Raw genomic sequence first — 11,813 nt, forward strand, 5'->3', positions numbered from 1 at the left:
CCATCGCGCTCGTGGTGTCGGTGCGCGCGCGCACCGACACCACCAAGCTGGCCAACCCCAACACCACCACCGTCCCGTCGACGCCACCGATGCAAGACGAGATAACGACCACCAAACCGCCGCCCCCCCCCCCCCCCCCGCCCCCCCCCGCGACCGAACCACCGCCCCCGCCACCGACGGAGACACAGACCGTGACGGTCACGCCTGCACCGCCGCCGCCACCGCCGGCGCCACCTCCGGCGCCGCCGCCGGCCACCTCGACGGCCGCGGCGCCACCCCCGCCACCGACGACACCGGCCGGGCCGCGACAGGTGACCTATTCGGTGACCGGCACCAAGGCGCCCGGCGACATCATCTCGGTGACCTACGTCGATGCGTCCGGCCGGCGGCGCACCCAGCACAACGTGTACATCCCATGGTCGATGACCGTCACGCCCATCTCGCAGTCCGACGTCGGCTCCGTCGAGGCGTCCAGCCTCTTCCGCGTGAGCCGGCTGAACTGCTCGATCACGACAAGCGACGGGACGGTGGTGGTGTTGGGGTTGGCCAGCTTGGTGGTGTAGGTGCGCGCGAACAGCAGCGACACCGACACCACGAGCGCGATGGCGGCCACGATGGCGGCGACCCCGACCACCCATGGCCAGCGCGGAGCGCCGTGTTCTTCCTCGTCGTCGGCGGACTCGTCGAAGGTGTCGTAGTCGTAGAGCCTGAGGTCGGCCGGCAGGTACGGGCCGCTCATGAAATGCTCGGACTCCGGGGCCGAATAGGCCCGCGAATAGGCGTCGGTCTGGCCGGTCTGGTCGGCCGCCGGCTCGGCGCCGTCGTCGAAGGGTTCGATCTCTTCGACGCCACCGGGTTCGCCCCCGGGTTCGGGAACGTCCGCGGCCTCGATATCGGAATCCGGTTGGTGGGGAGCCTCGTTCACGGAATCGGGATCCTCGGGATCCCATTCCGGTGGTTTCGGCCCGCTCATCTTTGCCTGCCCTGTCCGACTGCCTCACCAGCGCGCGGGGCCTCGGGGCCATGTCGTTGCGCGCGCGCTTGAGAAATTGTCATTTGCCTGGGCAAAACACTACCGAACCGAGAGGGGCAAAGAAGTCTTGGCGAACCGGCCACAGATCACGTGATCGGATTGTGACCTTAACGGCTGCGGATCAGTGCTTCTCGGGCCCCACGTAGTACTCGAAGACCAATCCCCCAACCGACGCGAGGACGAACATCACCCCTGCGGCAATCAGCCACGGCAGCCACAGCGCGATACCCACCGCGCTCACCGAGGCAGACAGCGCGATCAGGATCGGCCACCAGCTGTGCGGGCTGAAAAAGCCCAATTCACCTGCTCCGTCGCTGATCTCGGCGCCCTCGTAGTCCTCGGGGCGGGTATCGATGCGACGCGCCACGAACCGGAAGAAGGTGGCCACGATCAACGCCAGCCCGCCCGTCAGCGCCAGCGCGGTCGTCCCGGCCCACTCCTCACCGCCGGTGGCGAAAAGCGCGGTCAGCACGCCATAAAGCACCGCAACCAAAATGAAAAACCCGGCGATGAATTCGAAAAGCCTGGCTTCGATATGCATTTGGTGTCCTAACCTACTGGCTTCCGGCCAACTGACCGCGCTTGGTGTCGAACGGGTGAGTGGTCACCGCGAGCGGCGCCTGACCGATCGCCTGCAACGCCTGGGCGTTGCTCTTGCCGTCGATCCGCTGCTGCAGGTAAGCCTTGAAGTCGTTGGGCGGCACCACCCGAACCTCGAAGTTCATCATCGAGTGATACGTGCCACAGAACTCGGCGCAGTGGCCCACGAACGCCCCGGGCTTGCTGATGTCGTCGACCTGGAAGACGTTCACCGAGTTGTTCGCCTCGGCGTTGGGGATCACGTCGCGCTTGAACAGGAACTCGGGCACCCAGAACGTGTGGATGACGTCCGCGGACGCCAACCGGAACTGGATGCGCTTGCCGGTGGGCAGTACCAGCACCGGGATTTCGTCGCTGGTGCCCAGAACTTCCACCTTGTCGAAGTTCAGGTAGGTGCGGTCGGAGGTGTTGAGCCCGCGGACCGGCCCGACGCGCTCCTCGCCGTGGGCGTCCTTGCCCTCGGGCTTGGAGACCATGGCGTTTTTGCGCGCCTGGTCGGCACCGTCGTAGGTCAGCGTGCCGTCCTTGAAGTCAACGCGCTGGTAGCCGAACTTCCAGTTCCACTGGAAGGCGGTGACGTCGACCACCACCTCGGGGTCCTTGTCGACGTGCAGCATCTTCTCCTGCACCACCACGGTGAAGTAGAACAGCACCGAGATGATCAGGAACGGCGTCACGGTGAGCACCAGCTCCAGCGGCATGTTGTAGCCGAACTGGCGCGGCAGATCGGTGTCGGTGGCCTTCTTCCGGTGGAAGGCCGACGCCCAGAAGATCAAACCCCACACGATGACGCCGACGACCAGCGAGGCGATCGTCGCTCCGATCCACAGCTCGCGGTTCAGCTGGGCCTGCGGGGTGATGCCCTTTGGCCAGCCCAGGCCCAGCACGTCCGACCAGCTGCATCCGCTCAGGGTGAGCGCCAACACGCCGAGCGTCGCGGCCAGCGCCAGCGGCCGCAGTCGACGGGACAGACCCTGCCGAAACCTGCCCTGCGACATACGTTGCGAACGGACCTGCTCGCGAGGTGTCACGTTGGCGCCTCCTGCTCGGATATCGAATACTACGCAGCGTAGACCACGCCGCCGACCCGAGCGACGAAACCCCGGCCCGCTGGGCCGATCGGCCGATCGCGACGTGCCGGGTGCGGCGGCCACGGCCGCGGCCGAAGTGCGGCATACTGGGGCGCCGTGTGTGGTCTGCTGGCGTTCGTCGCTGCCCCGGACAGTGCCAGTGACGACGCTGCCGCCCGGGCCGACGCGGCCGTCGCGCGCGCGTCGCATCTGATGCGCCACCGCGGCCCCGACGAACCCGGCACGTGGACCGACCCGGGTGCCGACGGATCGGTCGTGTTCGGCTTCAACCGGCTGTCGATCATCGACATCGCGCATTCGCACCAGCCGCTGCGGTGGGGGCCGCCCGAGGCGCCCGACCGCTACGTGCTGGTGTTCAACGGGGAGATCTACAACTACCTCGAGCTGCGCGACGAGCTGGCCACCGCACACGGCGCGGTGTTCGCCACCGACGGCGACGGCGAGGCCATCGTCGCCGGCTACCACTATTGGGGCGCCGACGTGCTCACCCGGCTGCGCGGCATGTTCGCCTTCGCCCTGTGGGACACCGCCACCGGTGAATTGTTTTGCGCCCGAGACCCTTTCGGCATCAAACCGCTCTTCATGGCGACCGGGGCCGGGGGCACGGCGGTGGCCAGCGAGAAGAAATGCCTGCTAGACCTAGCGGAGCTGGGCGGATTCGACACCGGGATCGATGACCGTGCCGTGCAGCACTACACCGTGCTGCAGTACGTGCCCGAGCCCGAGACGCTGCATCGCGGGGTGCGCCGGCTCGAATCGGGCTGCTACGCGCGGATCCGCCCCGGGCGGCGGCCGGAGGTCACCCGCTATTTCGTGCCCCGATTCGCGGCCACACCCATCACCCGCGACACCGAGCAGGCCCGCTACGACGAGATCACCGCGGTGCTCGAGGACTCGGTGGCCAAGCACATGCGCGCCGACGTCACCGTCGGGGCGTTTCTGTCCGGGGGTATCGACTCCACCGCCATCGCGGCGCTGGCCATCCGGCACAACCCCAACCTGATCACCTTCACCACCGGTTTCGAGCGGGAGGGGTTCTCCGAGATCGACGTCGCGGTCGCCTCGGCCGAGGCGATCGGCGCCCGCCACATCGCCAAGGTGGTCCACCCGGACGAGTTCGTCGCCGCCCTGCCCGAAATCGTGTGGTACCTGGACGAACCGGTGGCCGACCCCGCGCTGGTGCCGCTGTTCTTCGTCGCGCGGGAGGCCCGCAAGCGCGTCAAGGTGGTGCTGTCCGGGGAGGGCGCCGACGAGCTGTTCGGCGGCTACACGATCTACCGGGAGCCGTTGTCGCTCAAGCCCTTCGACTACCTGCCGCGACCGCTGCGGCGGTCGATGGGCAAGGTGTCCAAGCCCCTGCCGGAGGGCATGCGGGGCAAGAGCCTGCTGCACCGCGGGTCGCTGACGCTCGAGGAGCGTTATTACGGCAACGCCCGCAGCTTCTCCGACGCGCAGCTGCGCGAAGTGCTGCCGGGTTTCCGGGAGGAATGGACCCACACCGACGTCACCGCCTCGGTGTACGCCCAGTCGGCGGGTTGGGACCCGGTGGCCCGCATGCAGCACGTCGACCTGTTCACCTGGCTGCGCGGCGACATCCTGGTCAAGGCGGACAAGATGACGATGGCCAACTCGCTCGAGCTGCGGGTGCCGTTCCTGGATCCCGAGGTGTTCGCCGTCGCCTCGCGACTGCCCGTCGAGGCGAAGATCACCCGCACCACCACCAAGTACGCGCTGCGGCGGGCGCTGGAGCCGATCGTGCCCGCGCACGTGCTGCACCGGCCCAAGCTCGGGTTCCCGGTGCCGATCCGGCATTGGTTGCGCGCGGGCGACCTGCTGGACTGGGCCTACGGGTTGGTGGCGTCCTCGCAAGCCGATCGCTTCGTCGACCTGGCCGCCGTACGGCGGATGCTCGACGAGCACCGCAACGGCGCGGGCGATCACAGCCGCCGGCTGTGGACGCTGCTGATCTTCATGCTCTGGCACGCGATCTTCGTCGAGCACAGCGTGGTGCCGCAGATCAGCGAACCGCATTACCCCGTGCAGCTGTAACGGTCCCGCCGTCGGCTCACTCTCGACGCGGTTAAGCGAGCACCGCGGCGATCTCGTTGGCCGCGTCGTCGCCGTAGGCGCCGGCCAACCGGCTGACCGCGGTCTCGCGGTCCCAGTCCCAGTTCTGGGTCCCCGTCGATTCCAGCACCAGCACGGCTACCAAGGAGCCCAGCTGCGCGGAGCGCTCGAGGTTCAGGCCGGCGCTGCGCCCGGTGAGGAAACCGGCCCGGAACGCGTCGCCGACGCCGGTGGGGTCGGTCTGGCTGGTCTCGGGCACCACCCCTACGTGGGTCGTCGTGCCGTCGGACTCGACGATGTCCACGCCCTTGGGGCCCAGGGTGGTCACCCGCAGGCCGACCTTGCCCTGCACCTCGGACTCCGACCAGCCGGTCTTGTTGAGCAGCAGCTCCCACTCGTAGTCGTTGGTGAACAAGTAGGCGGCGCCGTCGACGAGCTTGTCGATCTCCTCGCCGGACAGGCGGGGCAGCTGCTGGGACGGATCGGCGGCGAAGGGCAGGCCCAGCTTGCGGCACTCCTCGGTGTGCACCACCATCGCGTCGGGGTCGTTGGCCCCGATGATCACCAGGTCCGGCTCGCCGATGGACGACACCACGTCGGCCAGCTTGATGTTGCGGGCCTCCGACATGGCGCCGGGGTAGAACGACGCGATCTGGGCCATGTCGTCATCGGTGGTGCAGGTGAATCGCGCGGTGTGCGCCGTCCGCGAGATCAACACGTTGTCGCAGTTGACACCGTGCGACTGCAGCCACTGCCGGTAGTCGTCGAAGTCGTCGCCGGCCGCGCCCACCAGCGCGACGTCGCCGCCGAGCACGCCGATCGCGAAGGCGATGTTGCCCGCGACGCCGCCGCGGTGGATCACCAGGTCGTCGACCAGAAAGCTGAGCGATACCTTCTGCAAGTGCTCAGCCAGCAGGTGCTCGGAAAACTTGCCGGGGAACCGCATCAAATTGTCGGTCGCAATCGAACCTGTCACCGCGATCGTCACGAATGTCTCCGCCCTTCGTTAGCAAGGTTATCTAGCTTACGCACGCCTCCGGACCGTCGCTGTGTCCACGGTCGGCATGAAGCGGTGCGCTAGCCTCCCTAGGGAACTCGCTCAAGTCACCGGGTCACGATGCCCGGTCGGGGTATCCCGCACGTACTCCCGTCTACCACCGTAGGAGAACCAGGATGGCAGGTCCGCACTCGCCGAACCACACCGTCGGCGGCAGCGGACCCAGCGGACCTGAGCCCCGGGCCGAATCTCAGCCGCTCGAATTTCCCGACCACCCGGGAGCCGGCGACCCGACTCCGGCCAATTATGCCGGGCAGCCGCGCCCGCCGATGCCCTACCCGCCGCAGCCACGATCCAAGCGGCGGCTGGTCGTCGGAGTGCTGTTGGCCGTCGCGCTGGCGGCCGCCCTGACGGTGGCGATCGTCTACGGCGTGCGCACCAACGGGGCCAACACCGGGGCCACGTTCTCGGAGGGCGCCGCGAAGACGGCCATCCAGGGGTACCTGGACGCGCTCGACCACCGCGACCTTGCGGAGATCGAACGCAACGCGCTGTGTGGCATGTACGACGGCGTCCGCGACAAACGGTCCGACCAGGCGCTGGCCAAGTTGAGCAGCGACGCGTTCCGCAAGCAATTCTCCGAGGTCGAGGTCACCTCGATCGACAAGATCGTCTACCTGTCGCAGTACCAGGCCCAGGCGCTGTTCACCATGAAGGCGTCTCCCGCGGGCGGGGGCCCGTTGCGCGGTGACTTACAGGGCATCGCCCAGCTGCTGTTCCAGCGGGGCCAGATCATGGTCTGCTCGTACGTGCTCCGCACCGGTGGCTCGTACTGAGCCCGCGGCTACCCGGTCAGTTGAACGAGTCGCCGCAGGCGCACGAGCCGGTGGCGTTGGGGTTGTCGATCGTGAAGCCCTGCTTCTCGATGGTGTCGACGAAATCGATGGACGCGCCTTCGACGTAGGGCGCGCTCATCCGGTCCACCGTCAACGTCACCCCGCCGAAGTCGGCGGTCAGGTCGCCGTCCAGCGTCCGGTCGTCAAAGAAAAGGTTGTAGCGCAGGCCGGCGCACCCACCCGGCTGGACCGCGATCCGCAGCGCCAGGTCGTCCCGGCCCTCCTGGTCGAGCAGGGACTTTGCCTTGGTGGCGGCGGCCTCGGTCAGGATCACGCCGTGCGTCTTGGCGGTCGACTCGTTTTGCACCGTCATTGCTTCTCCTACATGCCTCATCGTTGGGTGGGTCCGTTCAGGTTCGAGCCCGCTGGTCTCGCTTTACGCGGCCAGATCCGCCCGGAAAAAGCCCACAGGATCAACGGTACCTTGCAGGACCGCTATTCCCGAGTCGCGCCGCCACCACGGAAGCCAAACCCATCAGCTGGTTGGCCGCGTCGGCCTGCGCCAGCCGCGCCGATCCGGCGTGCTCGGCGATGGACAGGGCGGACATGATGCCCGCCGAGCGGACCGTGGCGTTGTCCAGGTCGACCTGGCCGGCCAGCACGATCACCGGCACTCCCCGCGGCCGGGCGGCGTCCGCCAGGTAGCCCACCACCTTGCCGTGCAGCGATTGCTCGTCGAAACGGCCTTCACCGGTGACGATGAGCTCCGCCATGTCCAGATCGTCGGCCAGGCGGGTGTGATGGGCGATGATCGCCGCGCCCGACTCGCACCGGCCGCCGAGCGCCAGCAGCCCGGCACCAATACCGCCGGCCGCGGCCGCACCCGGTTCCGCGCTGACGTCGCGCCCGGCGACGGCTTCCAGGATCAGCGCCCACGCCTGGAGGCGGACTTCGAGGGCCGCGACGGTGACCGTGTCCGCGCCCTTCTGCGGTCCGAACACCCTGGCCGCTCCCCACGGCCCGAGCAGCGGGTATTCGGTGTCGGAGGCGGCGATGAGCTCCACGTTGCCCAGCTGGCGGCGCGCGGAGTCCAGGCCGCCGAGCTCGGCGATCATCCCCTGCCCGCCGTCGGTGCACGCGCTGCCGCCGAGGCCGACCACTATCCGCGTCGCCCCGGCCCGCATCGCCTCGGCGATCAGCTGCCCCACTCCCCTGCTGTGGGCCGCCATCGCCGTCTCCGGGGTGGGCGGACCGCCCAGCAGAGCCAGGCCGCACGCCTGCGCGCATTCCAGGTAGGCGGTGGTCGTGGTGGGGTCGAACACCCATTTGGCCTCGACCATGGTGGACAGCGGCCCGGATACCCGCAGCCGCCGCGCCTTCCCCAGCCGGCTGGCGAGCACCTCGACGAAGCCGGGGCCGCCGTCGGACTGCGGCGCGACCACAAACCGGTCGCCCGGACGGCTTCGGGTCCACCCGGTCGCGATCGCCGCGGCCGCCTCCACGGCCGTCATGCTGTCGCCATAGCAATCCGGAGCCACCAGGACGAGCATGGCGGGCAGCTGCAGCCGGCCCGGAGCGAGGCCGGAGGCAGCATCGTCCGAGGCCATGGACCCGTCGTCCATCACAGGCAGCCGTTCATCACTGGTAAGAGTAGGGCCAAGTGAGGGGCTGACGCAGGTCTAATAGCAAGGCATTCCAAGCCAATTCCGGGACGGGCCGTTCGCGAAGTAACCTGGCCTCTGTGAAGTTGATGGGCCGTAAGAAGGGCCAGGACGAGGACCTCGACGAGGGCGCGGGCACAGTGGATGCCGACGCCCCCGAGACAACCGCGCGCGGGTCGCGTGGGACGAGCCCCAAGGGCCGGCCCACGCCCAAGCGCAGTCAGGCGCGGCGCAAGGGGCCGGTGGCGCCCGCGCCGATGACCGCGTCGGAGGCGCGGGCCCGGCGCAAGACGCTGGCCGGCCCCAAGCTCAGCCGCGAGGAGCGCAAGGCCGACCGGGCCGCCAGCCGCGCCCGGATGACGGATCGCCGGCAACGCATGATGGCCGGCGACGAGGCATACCTGTTGCCGCGTGACCAGGGCCCGATCCGGCGCTACGCACGCGACGTGGTGGATGCCCGGCGCAACCTGCTCGGCTTGTTCATGCCGGCGACGCTGTTTCTGATGTTCGCCATGTTCACCACGCCGCAGCTGCAGCTCTGGGTCTCCCCGGCGATGCTGGTGCTGATGGCGGTGATGGGCATCGACGGGGTCCTGTTGGGTCGCAAGGTGAGCAGGCTGGTGGACGCCAAGTTCCCCAACAACACCGAGAGCCGTTGGAAGCTGGGACTGTACGCCGCCGGCCGGGCCTCGCAGATGCGACGGATGCGCACACCGCGGCCCCAGGTCGAGCGCGGCAGCGATGTCGGTTAGACGCGGGAAAGCCGCCTGAGCACGGTGCGCACTCTGGTGCTCGGCGGGATCCGGTCGGGCAAATCCCGGTGGGCGGAGGGCGCCATCGCCGAGGCGCTGCCGGCCGGCCAGCCGGTCTGTTACCTGGCCCCCGGCCCCGCCGGTGCGGGCGACGCGGCCTGGGCGCACCGGATCGCCGAGCACCGCAGCCGCCGGCCGGCGCATTGGTCGACGGTCGAATCCGGCGACGTCGCAACGCATTTGCGGAGCTCGCCGGACACCCCGACGCTGGTCGACGATCTGGGCGGCTGGCTGACCGGCACGCTGGATCGCCACGACGGATGGGACGGCGGATCGGTGGCGGCCCCGGTTGATGAGATGCTCGCCGCGGTCAGCGGATTCGGCTCCACGCTGGTGCTCGTCAGCCCGGAGGTGGGGTTGGCCGTCGTCCCGGCCACCGCGTCCGGGCGCCGATTCGCCGACGAGCTGGGCAGCCTCAACCAGCGCGTCGCGCAGCTGTGCGACCGGGTGGTGCTGGTAGTGGCCGGGCAAGCGGTGCCGATCAAGCCGCCGGGGACCTGATGGAATTCGCCCCGGTATCGCCGCCCGATGCGGGCGTCGCCGCGGCCGCCCGCGCCCGCCAGGACACGCTCACCAAGCCGAGGGGCGCGCTTGGCCGCCTGGAGGACCTTTCGGTGTGGGTCGCGTCATGCCAAGGACATTGCCCGCCAAAGCAATTCGAGCGTGCCCGGGTGGTGGTGTTCGCCGGTGACCACGGCGTCGCCCGCTCGGGAGTCTCGGCCTACCCGCCGGAGGTGACCGCTCAGATGGTCGCCAACTTCGATGCCGGCGGGGCGGCGATCAATGTGCTCGCCGACATCGCCGGCGCGACGGTGCGGGTCGCCGACCTGGCGGTGGCGGGCGACGCGCTGACCGAGCGGATCGGCGCCCACAAGGTGCGGCGCGGCAGCGGCGACATCGCCGTCGAGGACGCGCTGACCGACGACGAGACCGCCGCCGCGATCGCCGCGGGCCGGGCCATCGCCGACGAGGAGGTCGACGCCGGCGCCGACCTGCTCATCGCCGGGGACATGGGGATCGGAAACACCACCCCGGCCGCGGTGTTGGTGGCGGCGCTGACGAACGCCGAACCGGTTGCGGTGGTGGGCTTCGGCACCGGGATCGACGACGCCGGCTGGGCTCGCAAGACGGCCGCGGTGCGCGATGCCCTGTTCCGGGCGCGGCGGGTGCTGCCCGACGCGGTGGCGCTGCTGCGCTGCGGCGGGGGCGCGGACTTGGCCGCGCTGGCGGGCTTCTGCGCGCAGGCCGCGGTGCGGCGCACTCCGCTGCTGCTAGACGGGATGGCGGTGACCGCCGCCGCGTTGGTCGCCGAGCGGCTGGCTCCGGGCGCCCGGCTCTGGTGGCAGGCCGGTCATCGGTCCACCGAACCCGGTCATGCCCTGGCGCTCACCGAGCTGGGCCTCGAGCCGATTCTGGATCTGCGGATGCGGCTGGGCGAAGGAAGCGGCGCCACATTGGCGCTGCCGCTGCTGCGCGCCGCGGTGGCCACCCTGTCGTCGATGGCCACGTTCACGCAGGCCGGTGTGTCCGACCAAGCGTCTCCCCCGCTGTGATGCGTTCGCTGGCAACGGCTTTCGCTTTCGGCACGGTGCTTCCCGTCCCGGGTTCACGGCACGCGCCGCTGGGCCGCGGCGCCATGACGGCGCTGCCGGTGGTCGGGGCCGTCCTCGGTGCGCTGGCCGCGGCGGTGACGTGGGCCGGGTGCTGGGCCTTCGGTGCGTCCAGCGCGCTGTCCGGCCTGCTCGCGGTGGCGGTGCTGCTGTTGGCCACCCGCGGCCTGCACCTCGACGGGGTCGCCGACACGGCCGACGGGCTGGGCTGTTACGGCCCGCCGGAGCGCGCGCTGGCGGTGATGCGCGACGGGTCGACCGGACCGTTCGGCGCGGCGGCCGTCGTCTTGGTGATCGCGCTGCAGGGGCTGGCCTACGCGGCGCTTGGGGCGGCGGGCTGGCCGGGGCTCATCGGCATCGCCGTATCGGTCTTGGCGGGCCGGGTCGCCGCGGTGCTGGCAAGTCGGCGGTCGGTGCCGGCGGCCGCGGGCAGCGCGCTGGGCGGACGGGTCGCCGGTAGCCAGCCGGTGATCGTGGCGGCGGCCTGGGTCGCGGCGCTGCTCGTCGTTGCGCTGGCGGCGGGACCCCGGCCCTGGCAGGGGCCGGCCGCGGTGCTGGCGGCGTTGGGCTGCGGCGCGGTGCTGGTGCGGCACTGCGTGCGGCGATTCGGCGGCATCACCGGTGACGTGCTGGGTGCGGCGATCGAGCTGACCACGACGGCGAGCGCCGTCGCGCTCGCCGCACTGGTGCGGTTCTAGCCGCGAGCGCCCGGCGCGGTTAGCCCGGCGCGGTTAGCCCGGCGCGCGAGCGTGAAACCAGCTTCCGTTCGACGGGCGGATCTCACCAAGGCCGCGCCACCGCGAGCGCCCGCGGCAGCCGGGCGGTCGACGGCGAAGCTAGCCGAGCCGCGCCATCCAGCCGTGGGTGTCGGCGAAGGTGCCGCGCTGGATCCCGGTCAGCGTGTCGCGCAGCGCCATCGTCACTTCGCCGGGCCGGCCGTCGGCGACGGTGAAGTCGGTGTCGCCGTACTTGACGTGCGAGACCGGCGTGATGACGGCGGCGGTGCCGCAGGCGAACACCTCGGTGATCTCGCCGGCGGCGGCCTTCTTCTGCCATTCGTCGATGTCGATCTTGCGTTCCTCGACGGAGAACCCGGCGTCAATCGC

12 protein-coding genes and 2 pseudogenes are annotated in these 11,813 nt (G+C 70.1%); 7 read left to right on the top strand and 7 right to left on the bottom strand.

The genetic code is table 11. The features are described from left to right. The coding region (locus A5709_RS27775) for an MmpS family transport accessory protein (RefSeq protein ID WP_231987048.1) at window positions 1-563 on the top strand (563 nt) is incomplete at its 5' end. Here the strand turns inward: A5709_RS27775 and A5709_RS23145 are convergent. From A5709_RS23145 to A5709_RS23155, 3 genes and pseudogenes are all read right to left on the bottom strand, one after another. Continuing rightward, window positions 527-973 (bottom strand): annotated as a pseudogene (locus A5709_RS23145) (hypothetical protein); the annotation flags it as partial. The gene A5709_RS27775 and the pseudogene A5709_RS23145 sit on opposite strands and share 37 nt — an antisense overlap. 181 nt (window positions 974-1,154) lie before the next feature. Next, window positions 1,155-1,574 (bottom strand): cytochrome c oxidase subunit 4, encoded by a 420-nt coding sequence (locus tag A5709_RS23150; protein ID WP_068008130.1) that lies wholly within the window; start codon window positions 1,572-1,574, stop codon window positions 1,155-1,157. A 13-nt stretch (window positions 1,575-1,587) separates the two neighbouring features. Beyond that, window positions 1,588-2,664, bottom strand: coding sequence for a cytochrome c oxidase subunit II (locus A5709_RS23155; RefSeq protein WP_067945498.1), 1,077 nt, complete (start codon window positions 2,662-2,664; stop codon window positions 1,588-1,590). 156 nt (window positions 2,665-2,820) lie between these two features. Here A5709_RS23155 and asnB point away from each other — a divergent pair, with 156 nt between their 5' ends. Next, window positions 2,821-4,773, top strand: coding sequence for an asparagine synthase (glutamine-hydrolyzing) (gene asnB, locus A5709_RS23160; protein WP_068008134.1), 1,953 nt, complete (start codon window positions 2,821-2,823; stop codon window positions 4,771-4,773). A gap of 31 nt (window positions 4,774-4,804) precedes the next feature. On the opposite strand, the gene A5709_RS23165 is transcribed toward asnB, so the two are convergent. Then, entirely contained in the window at window positions 4,805-5,779 is a 975-nt protein-coding gene (locus tag A5709_RS23165; protein WP_068008137.1) for a carbohydrate kinase family protein, read from the bottom strand. Window positions 5,780-5,964: 185 nt separating this feature from the next. Here A5709_RS23165 and A5709_RS23170 point away from each other — a divergent pair, with 185 nt between their 5' ends. Further along, a complete protein-coding gene (locus tag A5709_RS23170; protein ID WP_067945504.1) occupies window positions 5,965-6,624 on the top strand; it encodes a hypothetical protein in 660 nt (219 codons plus the stop codon). A gap of 16 nt (window positions 6,625-6,640) precedes the next feature. Here A5709_RS23170 and A5709_RS23175 read toward each other — a convergent pair whose 3' ends face one another. Next, window positions 6,641-6,997, bottom strand: a complete 357-nt coding sequence (locus A5709_RS23175; RefSeq protein ID WP_066951784.1) for an iron-sulfur cluster assembly accessory protein — start codon at window positions 6,995-6,997, stop codon at window positions 6,641-6,643. A 100-nt stretch (window positions 6,998-7,097) separates the two neighbouring features. Further along, window positions 7,098-8,174 (bottom strand): glycerate kinase, encoded by a 1,077-nt coding sequence (locus tag A5709_RS23180; RefSeq protein ID WP_067945514.1) that lies wholly within the window; start codon window positions 8,172-8,174, stop codon window positions 7,098-7,100. A 191-nt stretch (window positions 8,175-8,365) separates the two neighbouring features. On the opposite strand from A5709_RS23180, the gene A5709_RS23185 reads away from it, so the two are divergent. From A5709_RS23185 to A5709_RS23200, 4 genes are read left to right on the top strand one after another with little or no spacing between them, the layout of a single operon-like run. Continuing rightward, the gene (locus A5709_RS23185) at window positions 8,366-9,037 is read left to right on the top strand and encodes a DUF3043 domain-containing protein (RefSeq protein WP_068008140.1); all 672 of its coding nucleotides are present in this window, start codon (window positions 8,366-8,368) and stop codon (window positions 9,035-9,037) included. Window positions 9,038-9,061: 24 nt separating this feature from the next. Beyond that, window positions 9,062-9,598 (top strand): bifunctional adenosylcobinamide kinase/adenosylcobinamide-phosphate guanylyltransferase, encoded by a 537-nt coding sequence (locus A5709_RS23190; RefSeq protein ID WP_068008142.1) that lies wholly within the window; start codon window positions 9,062-9,064, stop codon window positions 9,596-9,598. Continuing rightward, on the top strand, window positions 9,595-10,650 hold the full coding sequence (gene cobT, locus A5709_RS23195) for a nicotinate-nucleotide--dimethylbenzimidazole phosphoribosyltransferase (RefSeq protein WP_156673145.1): 1,056 nt from the start codon (window positions 9,595-9,597) through the stop codon (window positions 10,648-10,650). The genes A5709_RS23190 and cobT overlap by 4 nt, the downstream gene beginning before the upstream one ends. Continuing rightward, a complete protein-coding gene (locus A5709_RS23200; protein WP_068008147.1) occupies window positions 10,647-11,405 on the top strand; it encodes an adenosylcobinamide-GDP ribazoletransferase in 759 nt (252 codons plus the stop codon). Before cobT ends, A5709_RS23200 begins: the two co-directional genes overlap by 4 nt. Window positions 11,406-11,543: 138 nt before the next feature. Here A5709_RS23200 and A5709_RS23205 read toward each other — a convergent pair. Then, window positions 11,544-11,813 (bottom strand): annotated as a pseudogene (locus A5709_RS23205) (branched chain amino acid aminotransferase); the annotation flags it as partial.

This window comes from Mycobacterium sp. E1386 (assembly GCF_001672745.1).
GTDB lineage: Bacteria > Actinomycetota > Actinomycetes > Mycobacteriales > Mycobacteriaceae > Mycobacterium.

Excerpts from the sequence above, each read along its gene's own strand:
- A5709_RS23150 (WP_068008130.1), bottom strand. The coding sequence starts at position 1,574 with ATGCATATCGAAGCCAGGCTTTTCGAATTCATCGCCGGGTTTTTCATT.
- A5709_RS23170 (WP_067945504.1), top strand. The coding sequence starts at position 5,965 with ATGGCAGGTCCGCACTCGCCGAACCACACCGTCGGCGGCAGCGGACCC.
- A5709_RS23175 (WP_066951784.1), bottom strand. The coding sequence starts at position 6,997 with ATGACGGTGCAAAACGAGTCGACCGCCAAGACGCACGGCGTGATCCTG.
- A5709_RS23180 (WP_067945514.1), bottom strand. The coding sequence starts at position 8,174 with ATGCTCGTCCTGGTGGCTCCGGATTGCTATGGCGACAGCATGACGGCC.